A 25,553-nucleotide genomic window follows, 5' to 3' on the forward strand; every position below is an offset into this window, starting at 1 on the left:
TACCTGCAAGCCTAAAAGACGACACCTAGACAGTAAATTGAGTTTAAAAAAACAAAAATTGGTACCTTCGCCAAATTAAGAAGCAAAATAAATGATAGAAATTTTCAATCAATCCGTAGCTACAGAAAGATTTAGCATAGCACCAGTTACTACAGGAGTATTTCGCGAAACAGAATTTACAACATACAATACACAATTAGAAGAACATTTCACTCCACAACAGGCAAAAAAACTGCTTCAAGCAATTCTAAGATTCTCATTCTATATTGAACCTGTAAAACAACCAAAAATTGAGACTACTAAATTTGAAGTTCGTTGGGCAGACTGTTTGGCGGCAGACCCAAGATTTTGTTCCTACGATAATTGTTTATTGATATTCAGAAAACTGCTTGCTGACATCGTAGCACAGCTTGGACACGTAGAAAATAAATCTTTACTCGAAATAATTATTAACCATAGACTTACTGCCTATGAACTCAATATTGGTTACATAAACAGAATTCAGGACGCAAGCATACACACTGTAGAAAATGTTTCATTCTTTTGGGGAAATGAAATTAAACAAGTCTATCAGTTAAGACAGTATTTACTAAATCCGAACAATCACAATTTTATTGGTTTTTTCAGAGAAACATATAGTAAAATAGCTGTTAAATCATTTCTCACCGACAGAGTGTTAACTGGCTTACACAAAACAAATCGAGAAAAAAGGTGGGAATGCCACCCTAACTCTGTTCACTTTGCACATCGTAATGAATGTTTAGCTATTGAGTCCAAATTAATCAAGCAGATATGTCATTTCGATGGTTTTCCTATTGAATTGAGAACATTACTCAGCGAAAATAATGTCATCATTTTTTCAAATGAAGTCACAAAATGTCCTATTACTCTTGACACTTTATCGTTTGAGAATTTTCAAAATGAAGTATTAAATCCAGTATTAGGCAAATCATCTTTTCAAGTAGGTCATTTACATCCCTTAAAGTCACTTGGTGAGAATGAATATAGTGGACATACAGCTAACAATATAAGCTGGATTTCTTTGGTTGGGAACAGAATCCAAGGAGAACTATCCGTTGAAGAAACAAGGGAGCTTATATTGAGAATCATTGAAAACTATAGAAATGCTGGAATCGTAGATTAATATTCGAGTTCAATTGAAGCAACATCTAGACAAGCTTGCCTTGCAAGTTCTCGTGCCTCAATTCTGTCCTCCAATGCTTTCTTGACATTATTCTCTATTCTCTTTCTTAAACCACTATCTTTCGGTATTGGTAATATTAAATCGTGAATTCTATTTCCCAAACTATCAATAATATCTTGGGTGAATCTTTTTGACTTAATTTGTTCTTGAACTGGAGCAGATGATAACACAGCAAGCAAGATGAAAGGAGAAATGACTTTTTTGTCAATTACTCTAATTTTATATAAATGGCTTTGATAAACTATCTTAGTGTCATACTTTGATACCATTGCACAAGTACCAATTAGGTATGTTCCATCTTTAACCATTAAAATATCCCCTTCTTTAACATCTTGCTTAGAAGAATACATACGATAAATATCTTCACTTAGCCCGTGTTTGGGGTCAAGTTTTATTTCCCAATTTGAAATATCGGAAGTACGTACAAATGGAATATCACCTGTACCATACGCTAATTTACCAGCTTCATTACCAGTCTTAAGTTCAATAATACCTTGATTAACTAAGTCACCGAAGCGGACAATGTCGTGAGTATCTTTTACTGATTCAAGAGAATTTTTTATTGCAGGGTTGTAGTATCTTGGGGATAAAATATTGTTTTCAATATCTTTTGTAGCTACAATATAGCCCAATTTACCTTGGTCAAATTTCTTACAACTTTCAAACTTTTGATAATTCTTTAATATGCTAGGTAAATCATCTTGCTCAATGTTTCTTCCTCTGCTATCGTGTCCGCACCACTTAGCTTCTGCCATAAATATATTGTCAATTTCATTTTTCTTTTTAGTGTTTTTTATAAATAGTATTAAACAAGCCTTAGTATGAGTACCACCCTTTCCAGAAGTTTTAAAGAAGTCTTCTGGCATACCTAATATTGCTTGAAAATCGCCTTTGCTTCGCATATAGTCAACAACATAACTATAAGACTTACTTGTTATCAAACTTTCTGGAACTACCATCCCTAAGCGACCTCCTTCTTTTAATAGATTGATACATTTTTCAACAAACAAAACTTGTGGTGGTACATTAAGTTGAAGCTTACCGTTTCGTTGAAAAGAATTGCTTTCTGCATCAAACTTCCAGTCAAAACCTAATTCAAATGATTTTTGAATTTCTTTTGTAGTTGAAACTATATTTTTCCCGAAAGGTGGATTAGTTAAAACAATATCGAAAAACCCTTTGTCTCTAATTTTCAAAGGTTCATTTTTTTCATTTATCCAAGCAAGAGAGTCTCCACACTGTATATTACACTCAGCTAGGCTCATCATTGCTATACGTGTTGCAGCTAATTTTGCTAAATATGAATCCTTTTCTATACCATATAAACTTGAAACGATATCTTTATTTGAAACATTTTTTTTAGTTAGAAATTGAAATGCTGAACTTAAAAAACCACCTGCACCTGACGCTGGGTCAATTATCTTTTCTCCAGCCTTCGGTTTAACCAAGGAAATTAATAGTTCAACTCCATTTTGTGGTGTAAAAAACTGACCTTCTTCTTCCCTTACACCAGTGCTCACAAACACCTCGTATAAATCACCAAATGGGTCTCTATTAACATTTCTGAAATCAATTTTATTAAGTTCAGTATCGACAAATTGAATACTAAGCGGGTCTAATTGAATTTCTTCTGTTTTTTCAAAGACATAGGGCAGTTTCTTCTTTAATTCAGAAAACACCTCTCTATACTTTTTTGACAAATTCAATGCATCACCGCCTTCCACTTTAGCATCAAAATGAGTTTCTATATAATGTTTACAGAAAAAACATTTGACAACTTCTTCTAATAATGCTCTATCTCTTGTTGCACCGACAAAGCGACCAGCCAAAAAATTTTTAATTTGTTTGAAAACATCTTTTTGAGTTTGTTCAACAAAAAAACTGGTTTGAAAGGCTATATTTTTACTCATATTCTGAAATTTTGCTTTATGATTACAGGTTCTGTATCGCAAACATACAAAAACAAATGCTGAAAATAGACTGTTCAGCTCAAGATTTTTTCAACAATAAGCAGACAATCGAGAAAAAGCCAGCAGACAACAGGTTCTTGGCAAAAAAGCGGGTTCAGTGCATAAATGAAGTTTTGTGCTTTGTATCAAGTTCAGTGCTGGCAGAGAGTTTAGTACTTCGAAATACGCTTCTTCGCCAAGCGCCAAAACGTTCAGTTAAACATCTTAATTAAAAGATATTAAAAAAAGACTACAGGATTCGAATTCCATCAAATCTTTTACGACAGCGGATTACAGCATTAAGGGGTCAAAATAAGTATAAATTTATTCGAACACAAAACCCGCGCTGAGCGCGGGTTTCATTTTTAAACTATAAAAAGTCGAGACGACTAGATTCGAACTAGCGACCCCTTGCACCCCATGCAAGTGCGCTACCGGGCTGCGCTACGTCTCGAGCATGAATGCATTGCTGCATCAGGGTTATTGGGGTAGCAAATATATACCAATTTTTTTCTTTTTTCAATCAAATAAAAAAAGAAACTTTGCAACGAATTCATGGAAAATCAGCTGTCTATACAAGCGCGTTTTAAGGCCTCCGGTACCTGTGTACTGGTGCCAACTTACAATAATGCGGGAACGCTGTCCTCTGTCCTGGATGGCATTTTACAGTATACAGACCAGGTACTGGTGGTCAATGATGGGTCTACCGATGAGACGGCCAGCATCCTTGCACATTACCCGCAGATTGAGGTAGTATCTTACAGCCCTAACCGGGGTAAGGGACATGCCTTAAAAACCGGTTTCCGCAAGGCCTTATCTATGGGCTATACCTATGCAATTACCATAGATAGCGACGGACAGCATTACCCATCCGATCTGCCTTTATTTATTGACGCGATTGAAGCACAACCCAACCGGCTGATCATTGGTGCTCGTAACCTGAACCAGGAAAACGTGCCGACAAAAAGCAGCTTCGGTAATAAATTTTCCAATTTCTGGTTCTGGGTGGAGACCGGCATTACACTGCCCGATACCCAATCCGGTTATCGCTTATATCCACTGGAGCAGGCCGGCAAACTGAAATACTTTACCCGTAAATATGAACTGGAGATCGAAGCTCCGGTACGCATTGCCTGGAAAGGTATTCCGGTCAGTTATATTCCTATACAGGTTTACTATCCGCCTGCAGCCGAAAGGGTATCGCATTTCAGACCGTTCAAAGATTTTACGCGGATCAGTATCCTTAATACCTTTCTTACGTTTATTGCCCTGCTGTGGATACACCCGCGCAATTTCATCCTGAAACTAACAACCAGAGAAGGTTGGAAAGGCTTATACCAATCGGTATTGCTCAAACCGGAAGAGTCTAATGCGCGCAAAGCCTCCAGTATTGGTTTTGGGGTATTTATGGGCATTGTACCGGTATGGGGTTTTCAGCTGGCCATAGGCATCCCCCTGTCTATATTTTTCAGGCTGAATAAAGGATTATTTCTGCTGGCGGCCAATATCAGTATATTTCCCATAACGCCCATCTGGTGGGCACTGAGCCTGATGTGCGGCAAATGGATCCTGGGCTATACCGACTGGACCTTTAAGCCACAGGACATGAGCCTGGAGCAGTTTAAGGAAGCTGGTACGGCATTCTTCCTCGGCGGCACAATATTATCCGTTGCCTGCGGTGCCCTGGCTTATATCATTTCCCTGCTGCTCTTGCAGCGTTTCCGTAATATGAGTAGCGCAGAAAAAACAGATGCTGTCCGCTAAGTACATTATAGAAATTCATTTTTTTTACACTGAGTATACGTTTAAAAGAAACAAAGTCTAGCATTATGCTTAGAAATTCTTTTTATATCTATTGCTACCTTTTGCCTTGATGCAAAAGGTACCGCCAAAAAATCAAGGCTGTATAAATCCCTGGCTAAAAATCAAGGTGTCGGTCGGTCGCAAACCAGACTCACTTCGCTCAGACAGTGGTTTCCGAATTATCGACCGAGCCAATGATTTTCTTGACGCCGGATTTATAAGGCCATTCTAAGCGATCTGTACTTGTACGGATCGCTTATTGTTTTCATCACAGCGATAGCCATTTTGGAGTGGAGCAGCGAACGCATCACACGTTAAGCTCAGACGATCAATGCACGCAACGGTACAAAATGGCGGTGCACCGCAATCGCCTTGATGAAAACAAAGGCATTTTTGGTCCTTTTGTTGCCGGACAAAAGGACGAACAAAATAGGCTACTACATGCAAATAGTCATATTTTTTATTTAGTTTCAGCTCAAATTTGAACCTGCTATGCGCATGAACCTGCCTGACATACCGGAAGAGGACTTTGCAAATGGCCTCAGGGTTGAAGCCCTCAGCACTGCCAACTGGTCGCAGTTCACCCGACTCTTTGGGCCCAAAGGAGCTTGTGCCAACTGCTGGTGTATGTATTTTCGCAGATCAAAAACTGATTTTGAGGAGGGCAAAACGGACGATGGTAATAAGGAGGCCATGAAGGCCCTGGTCTGGAACAATCAACCCACCGGCATCATCTGCTTTTATGAAGATATGCCTATTGCATGGTGTGCCTTCGCGCCCCGGACTGACTTTGATAAACTGAAACGATCCCGTGTACATAAGCCTATAGATGAGGAGCCGGTATGGTCTATACCCTGTATGTTTATCGATAAGGCCTACCGCAGACTGGGGGTATCTGTTGCACTTTTAAAAGGAGTGATTGAGTATGCGAAAGCAAACGGAATCCGTATTATAGAAGCATATCCTACCATTCCGACACAGGACAAGCTACCGGATGCATTTGCCTGGATCGGTTTGTACAAATCATTTGAACGGGCGGGATTTGAAATTGTGGACCGTAGTTCAAAACACAGACCTATGGTGCGTTTTTATACAGACAGATTATAAGTATTGATATTATGAAAGCAAAAGCCCTGAATATATTGCTGATACTGACTTCCCTCATTGGTTACCTGGAGTGGGGTAAGGACGCATCGGTATTTTTCTTCCAGGCAGAATTGCAGATATTGAATAAACTTTTTACCGATCCGCAATCGGTACTACACCCCCTGATACTGTTACCACTGGCTGGCCAGCTCTTATTGTTGTTTACTTTATTTCAGAAAAAAGTTTCGCCCTACCTGACCTATTTTGGAATGGCGGCTATAGCCCTACTGATCCTGTTTATGGGCATTGTAGGTCTGATCAGTTCCAATATCAGTATTGTGATCTCCTCCATACCTTTTGTGGTAACCGGCATGGCCACCATCAGATATTACCGGTATAGCAGGGTGGTGGCTACTGCATAAATTAAAATATACATTTATATATGAAAAGAATTTTATTCCCGGCACTGGCCCTGATTGCCTCATTCGGACTGGGTTTCAGCGCTAAAGAACTCGTGGGTAAAGACCAGGCTAAACCTAAAAGAGTAACCGGCATCGGTGGCATATTTTTCAAATGCAAGGATCCTAAAAAGATCAGGGAATGGTATGCGCAGCATTTAGGCCTGAATGTAAATGATTAAGGATCTGTATTTGAATGGTACCAGGGCGCAGACAGTACCCGTAAGGGTTTTACTCAATGGAGTCCGTTTAAGGAAACGACTAAATACTTTGCTCCTTCTGAGAAGGATTTCATGATTAATTATCGTGTGGCTGATCTTGGCCGGCTGGTAGAACAGTTAAAGACAGAAGGTGTTACGGTATTAGATACCATAGAGAGCTATTCTTATGGCAAGTTTGTGCATATTATGGATATCGAAGGCAACAAGATTGAGCTCTGGGAGGCTAATGATATTGAGTTTGAACGCCTGGGGCAGAGTATGGGTAGTAAGACTACGAAATAATAAAGGAGCCCTAGACAGATCTCCCTTATTATTATACAGACTATCTGCATGTAGTAACTTCTCTGTCCTTTTGTCCGGCAACAAAAGGACCAAAAATGCCTTTGTTTTCATCAAGGCGATTGCGGGGCACCGCCATTTTATACCGTTGCGTGCATTGATCGTCTGAGCTTAACATGTGATCCGTTCGGTGCTCAACGATCGCAGCTCCACTCCAAAATGGCTATCGCTGTGATGAAAACAAGTAAGCGATCTGTACAGTATAGATCGCTCAAAATGGCGTTAAAAAATCATATCGTGAGCGACAATTAAAACTATCCTTCCACTTCCCAGTTTCTCCGTATCCAGCTACCTACTACTTCATCTGTAAGATCAAACTTCACCGGAACGACAGAGGCATAGCCCTGTTTCAGGTTTTCCAGGTCTGTATCAGCGCCCATATCATTGTTCACAAACTTACCGGTCATCCAGTAATAGTCATTCCCACGGGGATCTACGCGTTTTTCAAAATTCTCTTTCCACTGTGCACTGGCCTGACGGCATACTTTAATTCCTTTAAAATCGGCTTCTGAAACCTTGGGTATGTTAACATTCACCAGGAAATTCTCAGGAAGGTGGCTGCCCAGCATTTGCTGTGTTACGGTACGCACTACTTTTTTAGCAATACTGAAATCGGCATCCCACCTAAAATCCTGCAGGGAAAAACCAGCAGCAGGTATACCGTCTATCGCCGCTTCCATAGCTGCAGACATGGTTCCCGAATAGATCACATTAATAGAAGCATTAGAACCATGGTTGATCCCACTCAGACAGATGGTAGGCTTACGGTGCAGCAGGATGTCCTGTGCCATCTTTACACAATCTACCGGAGTACCACTGCACTGATACGCTTCAATACCCATTTCTTCAAACAGGTGCACTTTTACCAGCCTCAGGGTGTTGCCTATGGTTACAGCATGTCCCATACCGGATTGCGGGCTGTCCGGTGCTACTACAATAATTTCGCCCAGGTCCGCCACAGCTTCAATCAGGTTGGCGAGTCCCGGTGCGGTAATACCATCATCATTAACGATTAATATCGTTGGTTTGTAAGTTGTTGTCCTTTCCATACAGGCTACAAGATTACTAATTTTTTGTCAGCCGTGCCGATTAAGTTTTGTGTATGGCTATTCTGTTAAAACTTTTACGGATCATTGCTTGCGATATAGTTTAAATCTTTAAGTTTGCGGGTTAAAACCCCCAACTTGGCAGCAGTAAAACAATTAGCCGGACAAACACTATGGTATGGCATGAGTAACGTGGCCGCACGCCTGCTCAACAGCCTTATACTACCTTTGCTTTCTTACCTGCTGGTATCGAATGCACAGATGGTACAACAGGGTAGTGTAACCCTTATCTATTCTTATTTTGCCTTACTGAATGTAATCTTTACCTATGGCATGGAAACGGCCTATTTCCGCTTCTGTTCCAGGGAGAAAGAGCGGCAGAAAGACTTTTTTAATACCGCATTCGGTTCGCTGCTGTTCAGTACCATCATTCTTTGCCTGCTTTTATACGCACTACGGGTACCGGTAGAGCGCTTTGTAGAACTGGAGGGGCATACCGAGTATATCAGTCTTACAGCATTGATTCTTTTCTTTGATACCATACAGACCATTCCTTTTGCATTACTGCGCCAGGAGCAGAAGCCCAGAAAGTATGCTTTTATAAAGGTCTTCGGTATTGTAGTCAATATCATCATGGTGACCTTCTTTGTCGTGATCTTGCCGAAACTCGCCAATCATTATCCTGATAGTATATGGAGCTGGCTGGTCAATAGTTTTACGGTGGTCTCCTTCGTACTGATCGCAAACCTGATACAAAGCATCTTTGTATTCCTGATGCTGTTCAATGAGTGGAAGCAGTTTACCTTTAAAATAGACAAGGCCTTATGGAAAAAGATGTTTGCCTACAGCTCACCCATGATCATTATCGGTCTGGCTGGTATGGTGAATGAGGTAATAGATCGCCAGATGCTGGTGAAGCTGATTCCGAATACAAAGGAATACGCGATGAGGATACAGGCTATTTACTCTCAGAACTATAAGCTGTCAATCATTATCACCTTATTTGTAACGGCCTTCCGTATGGCGGCAGAACCTTTCTTTTTCAGCCGCTCGCAGGATAAAAATGCCCCGGAATTATATGCCAGGGTGATGAAATGGTTTGTAATTACGGTATGTCTTGCCTTTCTGACCACAGCACTGTTCCTGGATGATGTATGGAAATACTATATGGGTGCGCCTTATCGTGTAGGCCTGTTTGTAGTGCCGATATTGCTGATTGCAAATGTATTCAGTGGTATATATTACAACCTGTCGATCTGGTATAAGATCACGGACCGTATGCGCGTAGGCATTTACATAACCTTATTCGGAGCGGCGATTACGTTTGCGGGCAATTACCTGTTCATCCCTAAATACGAAATGCTGGCATCGGCCTGGACAACCCTGATCTGTTATGCCAGTATGGTGGTGGTCTGTTATATCTCCGGGCAAAAATATTATCCGGTTCCATATCCGATTAAACGTATTCTGACCTATCTTACCGTTATTATATCATTATATCTGCTGCATAAAGGAATCATCACTTATGTATTCCCGGACAGCAATGCCTTAATCAGACTGGCTTCAGGGATTATCCTATTTATTTCTTTCTTATTTTTAGTGCTCCGATTAGAGCGCAATGAACTGAAAGCAATGCCGGTAATCGGTAAATTTTTAAAATAAACTTTAGCAAATACAAGACATATGAAACTCATTTTAACCTCACTGACGGCTGTATCTTTACTGTTCTCTTCCTGCGGAAACGGGAACCAGACGGAAACGGTTACGGAGCAGACAGAAGTGAAAGTACCTGCCTTCAACGCGGATAATGCCTATAGTCATATACAAAAACAGGTAGATTTCGGTCCACGCCTGCCCAACTCTCCAGCCCAGGAACAATGTGCTGCCTGGATGGAAAGCGAGCTGAAAAAATCATGCGATACTGTGTACCGCCAGGAGACCAGCTTTACCGCTAAAGATGGTAAGAGCCTGCGTTGCATCAACCTGATCGGCGCCATCAATCCTAAAGCAACACATCGCTTGCTGTTACTCGCACACTGGGACAGCAGGCCATGGGCTGACCAGGAAGATAAGACCAAACCTGTACTGGGAGCCAATGACGGCGCCAGTGGTGTAGGTGTACTGATCGAATTGGCTAATGTACTGAAGCAAAATAAATTTGACGGCGACCTGGGTATAGATATCCTATTGACGGATGTCGAGGATTATGGTAAAAGTGAGTGGGGTGAAGACTCTTATGCATTGGGTACACAGTACTGGGCTAAGAACCCGCATACGCCGGGCTATAAAGCCATTGGCGGTATTCTGCTGGATATGGTAGGCAGTAAAAATGCCCGATTTGCGCTGGAAGGCAACTCTAAACAATATGCCGGTGCTATTCAGCAGGGGGTTTGGGAAGCTGCGGCCAAAGCCGGTTATTCTTCTTATTTTGTATTTGAGCAAGGTGCTACCATTACCGATGATCATATGCCGGTAAATGAAATTGCCCGCATCCCTACAATTGATATCATTGACCTGCCGGCCAATACCAATACCGGTTTTGCCCACTACTGGCATACCACTAAAGACGATATGAGCAATGTAGATAAAAATACCCTCAAAGCGGTAGGACAGACATTGCTGCAGTATATATATACGCTATAATATTTCAATCGAAAACCAACCTCTATGTTTACACCGGTCATTAGTTTAGATAAAGATGTTGTGCTGGAAGATGAAAGGGTACGATTACGCCCTTTGGAAGAAAGTGATATACAATACTTCATACCCTATGTACTGAACGAGCCGGATATCTGGCAATATTCCCTGGTGCGGCCTTCTGATGAAGAAAGTATGACGGCATATGTACACAATGCGGTAACTGCCCGTAAAGAGGGCAGGGAATACCCCTTTATCGTGTTTGATAAACAAACCGGTACCTATGTGGGCAGCACCCGCTTTTATGATATTCAACCACAGCACCGAAGCCTGCAGTTGGGTTATACCTGGTACGCCAAAGCCCAGCAGGGAACGGGACTGAACAAACACTGCAAGTATCTGCTCTTATCTTTTGCTTTTGAGCAATGGGGTATCGAAAGGGTAGAACTGCGTGCAGATACCCGCAATGCCCGCAGCATAGCTGCCATGAAACGCATCGGCTGCACTGTAGAGGGAACGCTGCGCAGCCATTGCCTTACAGCCGATGGCAGCCGCAGAGACAGTATTGTACTGAGTATATTGAAAGAAGAATGGCAGAACGGAAAGAAAGAACAATTACAGCAGCAGCTGCATCCATAAATTAATTATTATAGCATTTGACATTTGCGTATTTCATAAAGAAAATCGGTTATGCTCTCTCTGTACTCTGGGGGGTGATTACACTTGTATTTGTACTCTTCAATGCCCTGCCCGGTGATCCGGCGAGGCTTACGTTGGGGCAGCGCAGTGACCTGGCTTCTATCGAACATGTACGCAAAGAACTGAACCTGGATAAGCCTTTGCTGACCCGTTACGGTTACTACCTGAATGATATGCTGCCCCTGACGGTGCATGAACGAGATTCTGTAAACCAGGCTAAGTATCAGTATGCCTCTTTAGTGAACTTGGGTGCTGACCATGCACTGGTCTGGAAAAAACCATACTTTGGCCGTTCGTACCAGACCAAGCGGCTGGTATGGGATGTGCTGGCCGATGCGATGCCGGGCACTATGGTCCTGGCACTTTCTGCCATGATCTTTGCAACGGTGATCGGCATCCTACTCGGTATGCTGGCCGCTGTAAAGAAAGATACTTTCTGGGACATCAGTGCTATTCTGGGTTCTGTAGTAGGTATTTCGGCACCGTCTTTCTTTGCCGGGCTTATCATTGCCTATATTTTTGGTTACCTGCTCAGCGGTATTACGGGCTTACCAATGGTGGGCAGTCTTTGGGAATACGATGCTTTCGGAGGCAGGAGACTGGCCATACAGCACCTGATCTTACCGGCCCTGACACTGGGTATACGCCCACTGGCTATTATTGCACAACTGACCCGCAGTGCGCTGTTGGATGTACTGTCGCAAGACTATATCCGCACAGCTTATGCCAAGGGTTTAAGCAAGACCAAAGTTGTATTCCGTCATGCGCTGCCCAATGCACTCAATCCCGTAGTGACGGCCATTTCTGGCTGGCTGGCTGAACTGCTCGCCGGTTCTTTCTTTGTGGAATTTATCTTCAGCTGGAAAGGCCTGGGTAAGCTAACAGTTGATGCACTGGATAAATTTGACTTCCCTGTAGTGATGGGTGCCGTATTGCTTTCTGCCACTATCTTTGTTGTGGTAAGTGTACTGACCGATCTGCTGTACACCAAACTGGACCCGCGCGTAAAACTGAATTAATGCGTCATTCACTATATACCAGCCTCTATCGCTGGATGCTACCGGCATTACTGATGCTGGGCCTGTCCCAATCGCTCCGGGCACAGGATACTATTTTACCCATCAAAAATATACACCAGGTCAGTGCGCAGCTGTACCGTTCAGGACAGCCGCACCGTAAGGGTTTCAAGGCTTTGGAAACCGCCGGATTTACAGACGTGATCAACCTGCGTACAATCTGGTCTGATCGCTGTTGCAGCGGAAAAGCAAAAATCAACCTGCATCATATTAAAGTAGTTACTGCAAGCATGACAGAAGAGGATCTTGTGGTTATTTTCAGGCAGATAGAACAATCTGAGGGCAAGGTACTGGTTCATTGCTGGCACGGATCGGACCGTACAGGAACTGTAGTAGCCATGTACCGCATTCTGTACCAGGGTTGGGACAAAGAGAAAGCCATATCCGAAATGATGTATGGCGGATATGGCTTTCATAAAATATTTGGCAACCTGCCCCGGCTGATCCGGAGCATAGATATCGAAAAGTTTCGATTGGCTATAAATCAACACTAGTGCGCTTCCAGCCAGTTCAGGCCATGACCTGCTTCTGCTTCTACAGGCACATCATTTGGTAATGGTAAGGCTGCACGCATATGTTCGAGTACCAGTGCTTTCACAGTATCCAGTTCTTCTTTATATACATCCAGGATCAACTCATCATGTACCTGTAAGATCATTTTGGAACGTAATTGTGCGTCACGTAAAGCCGCATCAATACGAATCATTGCCAGTTTGATCATATCTGCAGCCGTTCCCTGTATCGGTGCATTGATCGCAGCACGCTCTGCATATCCTCTCACCACTGCATTACCGGACTGAATATCTCTTAACCAGGTCTTACGGCCCAGTAAGGTTTGTACAAAACCGTTTTCTTTGGCGAAGTTCATCATATCATCCATATACTGGTTGATGCCTGCAAATTCACGTTTATAATTATCAATGATCTCCTTAGCCTCAGTACGGCTGATACCTAAGTTAGCCGCCAGCCCAAAGGCGCCTTGTCCGTATATAATACCGAAGTTTACACTCTTGGCTTTATAACGCTGTTCCTTAGTCACATCGGCAATATCAATACCATATACCTTTGCCGCTGTAGCTGCGTGAATATCGGCACCACTGCGGAAGGCTTCACACATATTGGGATCGCCACTGATTGCCGCTACAATGCGCAATTCGATCTGGGAATAATCGGCACTTAGTAAGATATGCTGCTCATCTCTTGGAATAAATGCTTTTCTGATCTCGCGCCCGCGATCGGTACGCACCGGTATATTCTGTAAGTTAGGATTGTTACTGCTCAGACGGCCCGTTACAGCAGTAGTCTGGCTGTAAGAGGTATGTACTCTGCCTGTTTTCGGATTGATCATCAGTGGCAGGGCATCTACATAAGTATTGCGCAGTTTGGTCAGTTCCCGGAAACCAAGGATATCATCTACGATCTTATGTTCGCTGGCCAGCTTCAATAATACATCCTCACCGGTTGCATATTGTCCGGTCTTTGTTTTTTTCGCTTTAGGATCGAGCTTTAATTTATCAAACAGTACTTCTCCCAATTGTTTAGGAGAGGCCAGGTTGAAGCGCACGCCGGCAGACTGGTATACATTCTCTTCAAAGATTCTTGCATCGCGCTCCAGTTCTTTAGAATAGTCCTGCAGGAACTGCTCATCAATCCGTACGCCTTCCACTTCCATATTCGCCAGTACTTTCACCAGCGGATTATCAGCTTCATTAAACACTTTTTCTACTGCTTTTTCGATGATCAGCGGAGCCAAAGCTTCTTTTAATTGCAGGGTAATATCAGCATCCTCAGCAGCATATTCGGCCACCTGCGATACCGGTACATCGCGCATCGTAAGCTGTCCTTTCCCTTTTTTACCGATCAGTTCGGTTATGGAGATAGGATCGTACTGCAAGAATTGCTGTGCCAGCAAGTCCATGCTGCGCCTGCCTTCCGGCTCTATTACATAATGCGCTACCATGGTATCGAAAACCGGTCCGGCAAGAAATTGCTGATACCATTTCAGTATTATAATATCATATTTGATATTCTGTCCGATCCAGGTAATGGAATCATCGTTGAAGAGTGGGGCGAAAGCGGCAACAGTCCTCATCGCCTCATCCTGGTCTGCACTCACGGGCACGTAATAAGCCGTACCTTTTTCTACGGCAAAGCTCATGCCCACCATCTCTACATTATTTGGATCGGTACCGGTGGTTTCGGTATCGAAACAGATCTCTTTATATTTTTTAAGTTCCTCAATCAATGAGGCAATCGCCTCCGGTGTATCTACAGTATGATACTGGTGTGGTGTGTCTTTTGCGGTTTTGAAGGATACAAACAGCTCCGGGGCAGCAGTTGCTGTATTGCTTTTGCTTTCTGCAACCGCCACTTCATTACCAAAAAGATCTAACTGTACTTTTTCATTGGTGGTCACTTTAAAGGCATCACCCAGTATACGTTTGCCCAGTGTGCGGAACTCCAGTTCGGTAAATACTTCTACCAGATCCGCTTCATTCATTTCGCTCAGGCAAAAATCCTCTTCATGAAAATGCACTCCCGGTACATTGGTAATGATGGTAGCCAGTTTTTTGGAAAGAATCGCACTTTCTTTGCCCGCACGCACCTTTTCCCCTAATGCTCCCTTAATGCTATCCGCATTGGCCAGTACATTCTCCAGTGTATCGTATTCTTTAAGCAGTTTTGCGGCTGTTTTTTCACCCACACCGGCAATACCCGGAATATTATCTACTGCATCGCCCATCAGGCCCAATATATCTATTACCTGCTCACAACGTTTAATATCCCATTTGGCACATATCTTCTCCCCATCCAGAATCTCTTCTTTATTGCCCATATAAGCAGGCTTGAAAATATATACATTGTCTTTGCAGACCAGTTGTCCATAGTCCTTGTCCGGTGTTACCATATACACCTCATATCCGGCATCGGCTGCCTGCCAGGCCAGTGTACCGATGATATCATCGGCCTCGTAACCATGGCTTTCAATAATCGGAATATTGAAGCCTTCTATAATACGTTTAATATCCGGAATAGCGGCCAGCAAATCTTCCGGGGCTTCCTGTCTGTTAGCCTTATAATCTGCAAAATCAACATGACGCTCTGTATCGCCGGGTGTATCGAAACAGATAGCGATATGTGAGGGCTGGTATTTTTTGATCAGGTCGATAAGGGTATTGGTAAAGCCAAACTGCGCATTTGTATTTTTTCCGGTAGAGGTAATCCTCGGACTGCGGATAAGGGCATAATATGCTCTGAATATAAGTGCAAAGGCATCCAGAAGGAACAATTTTTTCATTGGACGAAGATACTGGATCGCCGGAAACTAAAAAAATTGCAATAGAGCATTTAAGACCAGTGAGCAAAGACCTGAAAACAGTCAGTTTATACTGCTTTCCTCGCGCACAGATATCATATACTCTGGTCACCCCTCACCAGTCTATGGCATAGGAATTTTATCATTAAAACCACCGGCCTCAAAAAATCATATCGCCATCGATGCCACCCCATGTCGTCCATTCTTAAACAAAAAATGCTCTAATGTATTTTCTATCAGTGCTTTAACCCAGTTTCATTAAAGAAAAAGTCTTCTGCTTGCAGAAGCTGGAGGAGAAACACTTAATAATAAGATAACATTGAACTATATGTGAGCTTAAAAGAGAAAATTACTTTTGCCGAAATTTTAAAATCAGATTACGAAATCATTATTAAATTATGAAGAAATTATTACTGATCGGCAGTGCAACCTTAATGACTGCTTCAGCCATCTGGGCTCAGGAAACCAAACTGGACGTATATCCTAAGCGCAATATGGGTAATGATCTCCTGATCGACATGATTGATACGACTACTGCTATGGGTAAAAAGATGTTATCTATTGCAACTAAGTTCGGGAATATCAGCTTCTCCGGTTACTTGCAACCGCAGTTTCAATATATACAGACACCAGGTGCGGCCAGCTATAATGGTGGTGACTTTGCCCCTAATTCAGACAATCGTTTCCGTATACGCCGTGGTCGTTTGCGTATGGACTATACAGGATATGACAGCAAAGGCAGACCTTCCTCCTATTTCGTTTTACAGTTTGACGGTACGGAGCGTGGTGTAAATGTGCGTGACTTCTGGGGTCGTTATTACGAGAATGAACTGGAACTGTTTCACTTTTCTGCAGGTATGATGGCGCGTCCGTTCGGTTTCGAACTGCTGTACTCTTCTGTAAACCGTGAAGCACCGGAGCGTGGCCGTATGTCGCAGATACTGATGAATACGGAGCGTGACCTCGGTTTCATGTTCTCCTTTGCCCCAAGAAAGAAAGATACTAAACTGAAATGGCTGGGTGTTGATGTCGGCATCTACAACGGGCAAGGTCTGACCGGCACCCAGGAGTTTGACAGCCATAAAGATGTGGTGTCAAAATTATCTTTTAAGAAAATACATATCCCTAACACTAAGGTACAGTTCTCTGCCGGTGTCAGCTATTTCAATGGAGGTATAGCCAGCCAGAACAATACTTATTACCGTTATACCAATGACCTTATGACGGCAGACAGTGCGGCAAAAAATACGGGTAAGATATTGCCCAGACAATATTACGGTGCAGATGCTCAGATACAAATTGCCAATAAAAAAGGCTGGTCTGAGTTCCGCGGTGAGTATATTACCGGTAAGCAGACGGGTACGTTAAGCACTACCATAACTCCGGGCTCTTACCCTCTGACCAGTACAGGCAGCATTGCTCCTCTGGCAGTAAGAGACTTTAACGGTGCTTATTTCTATTATTTACAACACCTGGGTTCTACCAAACATCAGCTGGTACTGAAGTACGACTGGTACGATCCGAATACCCGCGTATCGGGCAATGCAGTAAGCGCTGCTAAAAACCTGACTGCGGCAGATGTAAAGTATAATACTTTTGGAGGTGGTTATGTATACTACGTGACCCCAAACCTGAAAGTAACTTTATGGTATGAGCATCCGGTAAACGAAAAAACAAGCATCAAAGGCATGGAGAATGATCTGAAGGACGATAACTTTACCTGTCGTGCACAATTCAGTTTCTAATCATACATCCAGATAAAAAAGGATCGGCCCGGAAATATTCCGGGCCGATCCTTTTTTATCTGGATTGCTTTAATAATTGTTTTAATGCCGTTTCATTTTTGAGGATCGCTTTTCGCTGTGGAGAAATCATCCAGGCTGTATGCCTTTGTTCTGTTTCGGGTTGCGGATGTTTCATAAATACCCGTTTCAGCCAGGAAAAAGAATAATGATCAAAGCCTTCTGATAATGTTACCATGTGTACATATTGATCATCGGAAAGCTTTTCCAGCAATTGTTTGACTTCATTATAATCGCTCAGGGAATGGATACAGAATATGCTTCCTTTCTGCGGATCGGCATAATGCAGCAAAGTAGTTTCCTGTTGCCAGACTGCCTGTGTAATACGGTGTTGCACCTGTTCCGCCTCCGGACGATCTGTCCTGTCTGCCTTTACGTTCTGTTCGGATACATAATGGATCATCAGTCCGTCATTTTGCTGCAATTGCATATAGAGGCTCCAGACTGCCTGTTTGTAATAATTGAGCATTTCATCTGCAAGGCCGTCATCCAGCAATAAGCCTCCAATGTGGTTGTAAAAACTGGCATAGAAATAACATTCAGAAGCATACGGGTTGCGGATCTCCGGATTGCGTACAACCAACTCACGGCTACGTCCATATATTTTCCAGACAATGCGGCGCACATCATCACCGTATTCAAATTGCTTATAATTGAGGTATTCGCCTTCTACCTTACGCATCTGTTCTATGCGCACATCTATTTCCTGCTGTGCCTGTGGCAATACCTCTGCAACATTGATCCTGTTTGCCTGCGGCGGATGGTAAAACTCGCCCTGTAAGGGTTGCGGCACATAAAGGCGTATCAGCCGGAACATATCTTCAAAGTATAAGGTAGCACCTGTAACCTGATAGGCTTTGATGTCTCTGAAATACAAATCACTTGTCCCGGAAAACTGCTGCACCTTAAGGCTGTGGCTGCGCCTGAGCACAGAGGCCAGTACAAAAGGTTTGCTCAGTCCATAACGGTCTATACGAAGCCTGCCGGAAATAAAACCAAGAAAAGGTCTCCAGTCATACTGAAGAGTAGGGTGAATGTGCAAAGCAGCATCCTGCATATCGCCCGTCTGCAGATCCAGTTTAAACGATGCCCGGCCGCTACGGTTCAATATGCGATAACGCATATAGGCCAAGATAGTGGTAAGCAACGATATTCCGATCAATATAAGTGCGAGCAGCCCTGCAATCTTGACCAGCAAGACCAGTAAGGACTGGTAACTATTGTGATCACTATCATTTGAAGCATCGACCGGGTATACATAACGATAAGTCAGCCATGCCAGCAAACCGATCAGGAATATATTAAACCGGACCGGACTGTGGGTGAGTATAAACCTTATTTTAAGGAGCAGCTGCTTCAAAAGCGGATTTTTATTGATTAAAGGTACGAATCAGTTCCCAAACTATGATTCCTACTGAAACGGAGATATTCAGTGAGTGCTTGGCTCCGAATTGCGGAATCTCCACCACCTGATCACAAAGTGCCAGTGCATCATTGCTTACGCCCTCAACCTCATTACCAAATATAACGGCAATTTTCTCTGTGGGATTATATTGTATCGTTTCCAGGGAGATGCTGTTATGTACCTGCTCTGCGGCTATAATGCGGTACCCGTCTGCTTTAAGCTTTTCCAGTACCGGAACAATGTTTTTTTCATACTGCCAGTGTACAGTCTCTGTTGCACCCAATGCGGTTTTATGAATTTCACGATGCGGAGGGCTGGGGGTGTACCCGCAGAGCACGATCGATTCCAGGCCGAAACTATCTGCCGTACGGAAAACCGAGCCCACATTATGCATGCTGCGTACGCTATCCAGTACTATAGTGAGGGGAAAAGTATGTGCTGCTTTGGCATCGGCAACGCTGAGGCGCTGCAATTCATTCATTTCTTTTTTACGGAACATTGGAGATGTCATAAGATTGCAAAATAACAAAATGTTGGTGTCCGGCTAATGGTTTTTTGTATAATTTTGCCAGACATTTAATTCTATATTAATATAAGTATGTATCCTGATATGATGAATATGTCGCCGTACAGCACCGTGGCGCATACACAAATTGATATTGACACCGATGTACTGGTAGCTGAAGAGACCGGGCTGATCCAGAGCCTTATCGTGTGGAATGATGAAGTAAATACCTTTGACTGGGTGATAGAATCGCTGGTAGATATTTGCAATCATACCCCTGAAAGTGCAGAACAATGTGCACTGATTGTACATTTCAGCGGCAAATACGCCGTAAAAAAAGGAGACTTCGACACCTTAAAACCAATGTGCGAAGCACTGCTGGACAGAGGGATTTCAGCCACTATAGGCTAAACCATACTGTATTGCATAGAGGTTGAACTCAGGTTGCTGGTCGCTTTGGCCAGCAGGGTATTGTTTTCAAAATGATGTACCCTTACCTCTACATGCATGATCTTTTTACCCATACGAATCACTTCTGCCGTGGCTTTCAAACGTTCACCATTTTTAATAGCGTACAGGAAGTCTACATTCAGATTGATGCTGGTATAGTGCGTTTCAGCCTCCATTGATAATACTGCAAAGCCGATCACTTCATCAATCACCAGGCTCATCATGCCACCGTGGATATTCCCGTAAGGATTACACATCTCCGGTCTCACCAGCATAGACACTACTGCTTTATTCTTTTCTATCGCTTCCATACGCACATTCAGCCAGCTGCCCGCAGGCGATGGGGTATTATTCAATTCCTGTCCGATGAGCGATTGTAATAAAGAAAGAGACAATTTCATATCCGTATTTTGAGGGCACAAAAGTAACAGAATTTTACAGATCTAATCTCACAAATTGTGTTAAGTTTGTAGATAGATGTAATTGAAGACCTTATGACATTAACTCAACTAGAATACGTAGTAGCCGTAGCCACTTATAAAAGTTTCGTTGCTGCTGCGGAAAAGTGTTTTGTAACACAGCCTACCTTAAGCATGCAAATTCATAAGCTGGAAGAAGAATTCGGCGTAAAGATATTTGACCGCAATAAACATCCGATTGCAGCGACTGAAATCGGTGCACAGATCGTTGCACAGGCCAAAAATATCCTGGCAGAATCGGCTAAGATCAGCCAACTGATCCAGCAAAGCCAGAGTGAGGTTAACGGTGTATTCAAACTGGCGGTTATCCCTACCATTTCTCCTTATATACTGCCTAAATTTTTAGCAGCTTACGCAGAAAAATACCCGAAGATAAAACTGGTGGTTACCGAAATGCAGACCGAAGATATTATTGCCGGACTGGCCGCAGATGAACTTGATGCCGGTTTACTGAGCACCCCGCTGGAGAATAATAATATCAAAGAATATCCCTTATTCTTCGAGCCATTGGTGGCGTATTTTGCAGAAGGTGGTGAGCCTTTACAGAAGAGAATGGTGAATCCTAAAGACATTGACCTGAACAACATCTGGTTGCTGAATGAAGGGAACTGCCTGCGCAACCAGGTACTGAATTTATGTTCAGAAAACATCATGAAACTACAGGACGAAAAGCCGTACAGCTTCGAATCAGGTAATGTAGATATGCTGCGTAAAATGGTGGATATGAACGGCGGTGTAACGGTTCTTCCAGAACTGGCAACCTTTGACTTTAATGAAGATGCACAGGAACGCATTCGCTACTTTGAAACCCCGGAGCCGGTAAGAGAAATTTCACTGGTGACCAATAATCACTTCGTGAAACTTGCGGTACTGCAAACGATCATTGATGAGATACTGGAAATGGTACCGGAGAAAATGAAGGTGCAGAAATCGGACCGTAAAGTACTGCGCATACAAACAGCAAAATTGTAATACATCTTTTATATATAAGAAACTGAGTATCCGCTTAAAGGAAACAAAGTCTAGTATTATGATTTAAGTATCCTATATATCTTTTGGTACCTTTTGCCTTGATGCAAAAGGTACCGCCAAAAAATCAAGGCTGTATAAATCCCTGGCTAAAAATCAATGTGTCGGTCGGTCGCAAACCAGACTCACTTCGTTCAGACAGTGGTTTCCGACTTTATCGACCGAGCCAATGATTTTCTTGACGCCGGATTTATAAGGCCGTTCTAAGCGGTCTGTACTGTACGGATCGCTTATTATTTTCATCACAGCGATAACCATTTTGGAGTGGAGCTGCGATCGTTGAGCATCGAACGGATCACACGTTAAGCTCAGACGATCAATGCACGCAACGGTACAAAATGGTGGTGCCCCGCAATCGCCTTGATGAAAACAAAGGCATTTTTGGTCCTTTTGTTGCCGGACAAAAGGACGGACAAGATAGGTTACTACATGCGGATAGTCAGATATAAGAATATGGCCTGCTGGATCAGCAGGCCATATTCTTATAATCATTTAATAATATTTAGCGAGTAGTATCACGAATCTTGTCTCTTACATCGCGAATGGCCTCTTTGGTATTATCAACAGCTTTTTGAGTACCCTCTTTAATATCCTTCGCCGCTTCTTTTGTAGCATCCTTAGTCGCATCCCAGGCATTTTCTACAGCAGCACCGGCCTTGTCGAAGAATGCACCAGTACGGCTTAATGTATATCCCTCATCAAGGACTACCATTCTGCCTTCTTTTTTCACTTCTCCACGCTGCGTCACCACAGTACCGTCAGCCAGAATGATCTCGCCGGTAACCGGTACCCATTGACCGTTTTCATATACCACAACGACACCACCTTTGCGCATAATATCACCTTCCGTTACTGTATAAGGCGTAGATACAGGAGGGGTAGTACTAGACATCGGATCATTCTTCATATCTGTAGTACTTGTTTCTGCAGTGTTTTTACAAGCAGTTAATGACGCTGCAACTGCGCAGATTAAGATTACTTTTTTCATGTTTGTCTGATTTTAATGATCAAATAGTCAACCAATGGTTAATCTGTTTCCACTTTAAAAGTAAGCCCAATTTCGACGCCTCGCAGGAAATTTGTATTAATTTAACGACTGTATCAGCCGCGTTCATCAAGATAAAACTCGATCAGAGAAGCAATGTACGGGTCTTCCCATCCCTCCGAAATATCCTCATATGCCTCATCGGGAATATTAGTATGCCGCAGTTCCAGTGAGGTGCCTTTTTTATCTTCATGCAGTTTTATAGTCGCAATCGACGCTTCTTCCTGCTCTCCGAAATACCATTCCTGTACTATTTTCTTACCCGGTTCCAGTTCCAGGAAACGGCCCACAATCGCCCCGTCCCACATAGAGAACTCGCCGTCGACTACAGCATTCATTTCCGTTTCTGCACCCGTCCAAAGGGCTACAGTTTCCTCGCGGGTCAGCGCCAGGTATACTTCTTCGGGGCTGGCCGGTATGATAAAATATTTCTTAAAATCCTGCATATGTCAATTTTGTTACAAAAGTAAAGGTTCTTCATGGAATAAGACCGGAAGCACCTATAAATAATAAAGCCGGAATATAGTTCCGGCTTTATTATTTATAATATCGATTAGCGCTTACCAGGGTAAGGTTTCTTTCGCTTTCTTTTCTCTTTCTTTAGTCAGACGGGCGCTGATATTGATACTCACCTCATACAGCAATACCAGTGGTATCGCTACCAGGAAGATACTGAACCAGTCCGGAGGAGTAATAATAGCTGCCAGTACCATAATGATCACAATCGCGTAGCGACGATTATCGCGCATCAGTTTTGGTGTTAAGATACCGATCTTAGCCAGGATATACACCAGGATTGGCAGTTCAAATACAATACCCATACCAAATACCAGGTCACTCATTGTGTCGTAGTAGTTAGAAATCGTAATAATATTATCAAACTGCGGACTGAGCTTATACGTGGCAAAGAAATTAATCGTAAACGGTGCAATGATGAAGTAGGAGAACAGTACGCCCAAAAGGAATAAGCTACTGGCCCAGAACACGATACCGCGGGTATGTTTCAGCTCATTTTCGGTCAGTGCCGGACGGGCAAATTTCCAGAACTCCCAGAACACATACGGGAATGCAGCAATAAAGCCGATCATAAAACTGGAAGAGAAGCTCATCATAAACTGGCCGCTCAATTCCGTATTCTGAAACTGAACCGTGATCGGTTCCATACATAAGGCATCAACATGCAGCAGTTTGCCCAGGGAGCAAAACCACTTATAGGCAATAAAGTCCTTATTTGCTGGTCCCAGGATCACATATTGGAATACCCACTCAATATTGAAAAATACAAATATGGAGGCAATAATAATGGCAATGAATGCACGTACAATATGCCATCTCAATGCTTCGATATGGTCCATAAAAACCATCTCGCCATTGGGATTGCCCGTGGCACGTTTTGCGAGAAATTTATCTAAAATACTCAACGAATCTTAATTTATGCAATTACAGGCTGATCTTTTCGGCTCTTTTTTCATGACGTCCTCCTTCGAAATCTGTAGAAAGGAAGATCTGTGTCATCGCCTGTGCGGTTTCGTAAGAAACAAAGCGTTCCGGCATACATAATACATTAGCATTATTATGTTGTCTCGCCAGACCTGCCAGTTCTTCATTCCAGCACAGTGCTGCACGAATACCATTGTGCTTATTTGCTGTCATACAAACGCCATTACCACTACCGCAGATCAGGATACCAGCTGTAGCCGCTCCGCTTTCTACCATTTCCGCTACAGGGTGTGCATAGTCAGGATAGTCAGTACTATCGGTAGAGTAGGTGCCTTTATCTTCTACGGTCCAGCCGTTTTCGATCAGGTAAGCCTTGATCTTTTCTTTGTATGCAAATCCGGCGTGGTCGCAGCCGATAGCTAATGGTAACGATTTATCGAATGTGTGTGTCATAAGGATTGCAAAATTAACGATTAATCAATTGTGAACAGCATAAAAAAGGTGCAAACTCTTGTTTACACCTTTAAAATTATGTTTAAAATTTATTTTTTAATGTACATGGCTTCTTTTACCATTTTCACCGTACGGGCTACATCCGGCAGATATGCAGCCACCAGATTCGGTGCGTAGTGCATATTAGTATCTGCAGAACACAGGCGCAGTACCGGTGCATCCAGGTAATCGAATGCATCTTTCTGTACGCGGTATGCAATCTCGGAAGATACAGAAGCAAATGGCCATTGTTCTTCAACGATCACACAACGGTTTGTTTTCTTTACAGAATTCAGGATTGTTTCATGATCTAAAGGACGGATCGTACGCAGGTCAATCACCTCGGCACTGATACCTTCTTTAGCCAGTTCTTCAGCAGCACCCAGTGCTACTTTCATCATTTTATTATAAGAAATGAGGGTCACATCAGTACCTTCTCTTGCGATGCGGGCTTTACCGATCGGGATCAGGTATTCTTCTTCCGGTACTTCACCCAGGTCACCATACATTACCTCAGATTCCATGAAAACAACCGGATCATCGTCGCGGATAGCCGATTTCAATAATCCTTTTGCATCGTAAGGGTTGGATACTGAAATTACTTTCAGACCAGGAATATTAGCATACCAGCTTTCGAATGCCTGAGAGTGCTGTGCACCCAGCTGGCCTGCAGAGCCATTTGGTCCTCTGAACACGATCGGGTTACCGAAGTGGCCACCGCTCATAGATAACATTTTAGCAGAGTGGTTCAGGATCTGATCCAATGCCAGTACAGCAAAGTTCCAGGTCATGAATTCTACTACAGGACGCAGACCATTGGTAGCAGCGCCTACTGCAATCGCAGCAAAACCTAATTCAGCAATCGGGGTATCGATAACTCGCTTAGCGCCAAATTCATCCAACATTCCCTGACTCACCTTATATGCTCCGTTGTACTGAGCTACTTCCTCTCCCATTAAAAAAACACGTTCATCTCTGCGCATTTCTTCCTGCAATGCCTCACGTAAGGCCTGACGAAAAGCTATTTCTGGCATAATTTTAAAATTATTCTTAGTATTTGTAAAACGATTAT

25 protein-coding genes and 1 tRNA gene are annotated in these 25,553 nt (G+C 43.0%); 14 read left to right on the forward strand and 12 right to left on the reverse strand.

Annotated features, from left to right (window positions below; all coding sequences use genetic code 11):
- The first annotated feature begins 91 nt into the window (after nucleotides 1-91).
- Nucleotides 92-1,144: a hypothetical protein gene (locus tag EMP01_RS09750; protein ID WP_129021338.1), complete on the forward strand. Its 1,053-nt coding sequence runs from the start codon at nucleotides 92-94 to the stop codon at nucleotides 1,142-1,144.
- Here EMP01_RS09750 and EMP01_RS09755 read toward each other — a convergent pair.
- Nucleotides 1,141-3,114 (reverse strand): N-6 DNA methylase, encoded by a 1,974-nt coding sequence (locus EMP01_RS09755; protein WP_129021339.1) that lies wholly within the window; start codon nucleotides 3,112-3,114, stop codon nucleotides 1,141-1,143. The two genes, EMP01_RS09750 and EMP01_RS09755, sit on opposite strands and share 4 nt — an antisense overlap.
- A 419-nt stretch (nucleotides 3,115-3,533) precedes the next feature.
- A tRNA-Pro gene (locus tag EMP01_RS09760) sits at nucleotides 3,534-3,607 on the reverse strand.
- Nucleotides 3,608-3,708: 101 nt separating this feature from the next.
- Between EMP01_RS09760 and EMP01_RS09765 the strand changes: the two genes are divergently transcribed.
- From EMP01_RS09765 to EMP01_RS15725, 5 genes are all read left to right on the forward strand, one after another.
- Nucleotides 3,709-4,917 carry a DUF2062 domain-containing protein gene (locus EMP01_RS09765; protein ID WP_129021340.1) on the forward strand — a complete coding sequence of 403 codons (1,209 nt, stop codon included), beginning with the start codon at nucleotides 3,709-3,711 and terminating at the stop codon, nucleotides 4,915-4,917.
- A gap of 531 nt (nucleotides 4,918-5,448) precedes the next feature.
- The gene (locus tag EMP01_RS09770) at nucleotides 5,449-6,063 is read left to right on the forward strand and encodes a GNAT family N-acetyltransferase (protein ID WP_202616045.1); all 615 of its coding nucleotides are present in this window, start codon (nucleotides 5,449-5,451) and stop codon (nucleotides 6,061-6,063) included.
- A gap of 11 nt (nucleotides 6,064-6,074) precedes the next feature.
- Entirely contained in the window at nucleotides 6,075-6,464 is a 390-nt protein-coding gene (locus EMP01_RS09775) for a hypothetical protein (RefSeq protein ID WP_129021341.1), read from the forward strand.
- 20 nt (nucleotides 6,465-6,484) lie between these two features.
- Nucleotides 6,485-6,682, forward strand: a complete 198-nt coding sequence (locus tag EMP01_RS15720) for a hypothetical protein (RefSeq protein WP_237559511.1) — start codon at nucleotides 6,485-6,487, stop codon at nucleotides 6,680-6,682.
- Between the two features lie 111 nt (nucleotides 6,683-6,793).
- Nucleotides 6,794-7,003: a VOC family protein gene (locus EMP01_RS15725; protein ID WP_237559512.1), complete on the forward strand. Its 210-nt coding sequence runs from the start codon at nucleotides 6,794-6,796 to the stop codon at nucleotides 7,001-7,003.
- Between the two features lie 311 nt (nucleotides 7,004-7,314).
- On the opposite strand, the gene surE is transcribed toward EMP01_RS15725, so the two are convergent.
- Nucleotides 7,315-8,109 (reverse strand): 5'/3'-nucleotidase SurE, encoded by a 795-nt coding sequence (surE, locus tag EMP01_RS09785; RefSeq protein WP_129021342.1) that lies wholly within the window; start codon nucleotides 8,107-8,109, stop codon nucleotides 7,315-7,317.
- A 135-nt stretch (nucleotides 8,110-8,244) separates the two neighbouring features.
- On the opposite strand from surE, the gene EMP01_RS09790 reads away from it, so the two are divergent.
- Genes EMP01_RS09790 through EMP01_RS09810 form a run of 5 tightly spaced genes read left to right on the forward strand, consistent with a single transcriptional unit; the run spans nucleotide 8,245 to nucleotide 13,012 of the window.
- Complete coding sequence (locus tag EMP01_RS09790; RefSeq protein WP_237559513.1) at nucleotides 8,245-9,768, forward strand: lipopolysaccharide biosynthesis protein; 1,524 nt, start codon at nucleotides 8,245-8,247, stop codon at nucleotides 9,766-9,768.
- Between the two features lie 21 nt (nucleotides 9,769-9,789).
- A complete protein-coding gene (locus tag EMP01_RS09795; RefSeq protein WP_129021343.1) occupies nucleotides 9,790-10,749 on the forward strand; it encodes a M28 family peptidase in 960 nt (319 codons plus the stop codon).
- 24 nt (nucleotides 10,750-10,773) lie between these two features.
- The gene (locus EMP01_RS09800; RefSeq protein WP_129021344.1) at nucleotides 10,774-11,382 is read left to right on the forward strand and encodes a GNAT family N-acetyltransferase; all 609 of its coding nucleotides are present in this window, start codon (nucleotides 10,774-10,776) and stop codon (nucleotides 11,380-11,382) included.
- Nucleotides 11,383-11,399: 17 nt separating this feature from the next.
- Complete coding sequence (locus tag EMP01_RS09805) at nucleotides 11,400-12,461, forward strand: ABC transporter permease (RefSeq protein ID WP_129021345.1); 1,062 nt, start codon at nucleotides 11,400-11,402, stop codon at nucleotides 12,459-12,461.
- Nucleotides 12,461-13,012, forward strand: a complete 552-nt coding sequence (locus EMP01_RS09810) for a fused DSP-PTPase phosphatase/NAD kinase-like protein (RefSeq protein ID WP_129021346.1) — start codon at nucleotides 12,461-12,463, stop codon at nucleotides 13,010-13,012. The genes EMP01_RS09805 and EMP01_RS09810 overlap by 1 nt, the downstream gene beginning before the upstream one ends.
- Here the strand turns inward: EMP01_RS09810 and polA are convergent.
- Nucleotides 13,009-15,816, reverse strand: a complete 2,808-nt coding sequence (gene polA / locus EMP01_RS09815; RefSeq protein ID WP_129021347.1) for a DNA polymerase I — start codon at nucleotides 15,814-15,816, stop codon at nucleotides 13,009-13,011. The genes EMP01_RS09810 and polA overlap by 4 nt on opposite strands.
- Nucleotides 15,817-16,232: 416 nt before the next feature.
- Between polA and EMP01_RS09820 the strand changes: the two genes are divergently transcribed.
- Complete coding sequence (locus EMP01_RS09820; protein WP_237559514.1) at nucleotides 16,233-17,579, forward strand: porin; 1,347 nt, start codon at nucleotides 16,233-16,235, stop codon at nucleotides 17,577-17,579.
- A 55-nt stretch (nucleotides 17,580-17,634) separates the two neighbouring features.
- Here the strand turns inward: EMP01_RS09820 and EMP01_RS09825 are convergent, their stop codons facing one another.
- Nucleotides 17,635-18,996, reverse strand: a complete 1,362-nt coding sequence (locus tag EMP01_RS09825) for a DUF58 domain-containing protein (protein ID WP_129021348.1) — start codon at nucleotides 18,994-18,996, stop codon at nucleotides 17,635-17,637.
- A gap of 10 nt (nucleotides 18,997-19,006) precedes the next feature.
- The gene (locus tag EMP01_RS09830) at nucleotides 19,007-19,552 is read right to left on the reverse strand and encodes an RNA methyltransferase (RefSeq protein WP_237559515.1); all 546 of its coding nucleotides are present in this window, start codon (nucleotides 19,550-19,552) and stop codon (nucleotides 19,007-19,009) included.
- Between the two features lie 87 nt (nucleotides 19,553-19,639).
- Here EMP01_RS09830 and EMP01_RS09835 point away from each other — a divergent pair, with 87 nt between their 5' ends.
- Complete coding sequence (locus tag EMP01_RS09835) at nucleotides 19,640-19,957, forward strand: ATP-dependent Clp protease adaptor ClpS (protein WP_237559516.1); 318 nt, start codon at nucleotides 19,640-19,642, stop codon at nucleotides 19,955-19,957.
- Here EMP01_RS09835 and EMP01_RS09840 read toward each other — a convergent pair.
- Entirely contained in the window at nucleotides 19,954-20,397 is a 444-nt protein-coding gene (locus EMP01_RS09840) for a PaaI family thioesterase (RefSeq protein ID WP_129021349.1), read from the reverse strand. The two genes, EMP01_RS09835 and EMP01_RS09840, sit on opposite strands and share 4 nt — an antisense overlap.
- 93 nt (nucleotides 20,398-20,490) lie before the next feature.
- On the opposite strand from EMP01_RS09840, the gene EMP01_RS09845 reads away from it, so the two are divergent.
- Entirely contained in the window at nucleotides 20,491-21,447 is a 957-nt protein-coding gene (locus tag EMP01_RS09845; protein WP_129021350.1) for a hydrogen peroxide-inducible genes activator, read from the forward strand.
- 559 nt (nucleotides 21,448-22,006) lie between these two features.
- On the opposite strand, the gene EMP01_RS09850 is transcribed toward EMP01_RS09845, so the two are convergent.
- The 5 genes from EMP01_RS09850 to EMP01_RS09870 all read right to left on the reverse strand — a co-directional run bounded on the left by EMP01_RS09850 (nucleotide 22,007) and on the right by EMP01_RS09870 (nucleotide 25,515).
- Entirely contained in the window at nucleotides 22,007-22,492 is a 486-nt protein-coding gene (locus EMP01_RS09850) for a DUF6799 domain-containing protein (RefSeq protein WP_129021351.1), read from the reverse strand.
- A gap of 113 nt (nucleotides 22,493-22,605) precedes the next feature.
- Nucleotides 22,606-22,995, reverse strand: a complete 390-nt coding sequence (locus EMP01_RS09855) for an SRPBCC domain-containing protein (protein WP_129021352.1) — start codon at nucleotides 22,993-22,995, stop codon at nucleotides 22,606-22,608.
- Nucleotides 22,996-23,109: 114 nt separating this feature from the next.
- Nucleotides 23,110-23,970: a twin-arginine translocase subunit TatC gene (tatC, locus tag EMP01_RS09860; protein WP_237559517.1), complete on the reverse strand. Its 861-nt coding sequence runs from the start codon at nucleotides 23,968-23,970 to the stop codon at nucleotides 23,110-23,112.
- 19 nt (nucleotides 23,971-23,989) lie between these two features.
- On the reverse strand, nucleotides 23,990-24,442 hold the full coding sequence (gene rpiB, locus EMP01_RS09865; protein ID WP_129021353.1) for a ribose 5-phosphate isomerase B: 453 nt from the start codon (nucleotides 24,440-24,442) through the stop codon (nucleotides 23,990-23,992).
- An 89-nt stretch (nucleotides 24,443-24,531) separates the two neighbouring features.
- The gene (locus EMP01_RS09870; protein ID WP_129021354.1) at nucleotides 24,532-25,515 is read right to left on the reverse strand and encodes a pyruvate dehydrogenase complex E1 component subunit beta; all 984 of its coding nucleotides are present in this window, start codon (nucleotides 25,513-25,515) and stop codon (nucleotides 24,532-24,534) included.
- Nucleotides 25,516-25,553: the final 38 nt, after the last annotated feature.

The organism is Edaphocola flava (genome assembly GCF_004118155.1).
In the GTDB taxonomy this organism is placed as follows: domain Bacteria; phylum Bacteroidota; class Bacteroidia; order Chitinophagales; family Chitinophagaceae; genus Edaphocola; species Edaphocola flava.

What these genes read in the sequence shown, in the direction of transcription:
- EMP01_RS09750 (WP_129021338.1), top strand. Translation starts at nt 92, where the DNA reads ATGATAGAAATTTTCAATCAATCCGTAGCTACAGAAAGATTTAGCATA.
- EMP01_RS09755 (WP_129021339.1), bottom strand. Translation starts at nt 3,114, where the DNA reads ATGAGTAAAAATATAGCCTTTCAAACCAGTTTTTTTGTTGAACAAACT.
- EMP01_RS09765 (WP_129021340.1), top strand. Translation starts at nt 3,709, where the DNA reads ATGGAAAATCAGCTGTCTATACAAGCGCGTTTTAAGGCCTCCGGTACC.
- EMP01_RS09770 (WP_202616045.1), top strand. Translation starts at nt 5,449, where the DNA reads ATGCGCATGAACCTGCCTGACATACCGGAAGAGGACTTTGCAAATGGC.
- EMP01_RS09775 (WP_129021341.1), top strand. Translation starts at nt 6,075, where the DNA reads ATGAAAGCAAAAGCCCTGAATATATTGCTGATACTGACTTCCCTCATT.
- EMP01_RS15720 (WP_237559511.1), top strand. Translation starts at nt 6,485, where the DNA reads ATGAAAAGAATTTTATTCCCGGCACTGGCCCTGATTGCCTCATTCGGA.
- EMP01_RS15725 (WP_237559512.1), top strand. Translation starts at nt 6,794, where the DNA reads ATGATTAATTATCGTGTGGCTGATCTTGGCCGGCTGGTAGAACAGTTA.
- surE (WP_129021342.1), bottom strand. Translation starts at nt 8,109, where the DNA reads ATGGAAAGGACAACAACTTACAAACCAACGATATTAATCGTTAATGAT.
- EMP01_RS09795 (WP_129021343.1), top strand. Translation starts at nt 9,790, where the DNA reads ATGAAACTCATTTTAACCTCACTGACGGCTGTATCTTTACTGTTCTCT.
- EMP01_RS09800 (WP_129021344.1), top strand. Translation starts at nt 10,774, where the DNA reads ATGTTTACACCGGTCATTAGTTTAGATAAAGATGTTGTGCTGGAAGAT.
- EMP01_RS09810 (WP_129021346.1), top strand. Translation starts at nt 12,461, where the DNA reads ATGCGTCATTCACTATATACCAGCCTCTATCGCTGGATGCTACCGGCA.
- polA (WP_129021347.1), bottom strand. Translation starts at nt 15,816, where the DNA reads ATGAAAAAATTGTTCCTTCTGGATGCCTTTGCACTTATATTCAGAGCA.
- EMP01_RS09820 (WP_237559514.1), top strand. Translation starts at nt 16,233, where the DNA reads ATGAAGAAATTATTACTGATCGGCAGTGCAACCTTAATGACTGCTTCA.
- EMP01_RS09830 (WP_237559515.1), bottom strand. Translation starts at nt 19,552, where the DNA reads ATGACATCTCCAATGTTCCGTAAAAAAGAAATGAATGAATTGCAGCGC.
- EMP01_RS09835 (WP_237559516.1), top strand. Translation starts at nt 19,640, where the DNA reads ATGTATCCTGATATGATGAATATGTCGCCGTACAGCACCGTGGCGCAT.
- EMP01_RS09840 (WP_129021349.1), bottom strand. Translation starts at nt 20,397, where the DNA reads ATGAAATTGTCTCTTTCTTTATTACAATCGCTCATCGGACAGGAATTG.
- EMP01_RS09845 (WP_129021350.1), top strand. Translation starts at nt 20,491, where the DNA reads ATGACATTAACTCAACTAGAATACGTAGTAGCCGTAGCCACTTATAAA.
- EMP01_RS09850 (WP_129021351.1), bottom strand. Translation starts at nt 22,492, where the DNA reads ATGAAAAAAGTAATCTTAATCTGCGCAGTTGCAGCGTCATTAACTGCT.
- EMP01_RS09855 (WP_129021352.1), bottom strand. Translation starts at nt 22,995, where the DNA reads ATGCAGGATTTTAAGAAATATTTTATCATACCGGCCAGCCCCGAAGAA.
- rpiB (WP_129021353.1), bottom strand. Translation starts at nt 24,442, where the DNA reads ATGACACACACATTCGATAAATCGTTACCATTAGCTATCGGCTGCGAC.
- EMP01_RS09870 (WP_129021354.1), bottom strand. Translation starts at nt 25,515, where the DNA reads ATGCCAGAAATAGCTTTTCGTCAGGCCTTACGTGAGGCATTGCAGGAA.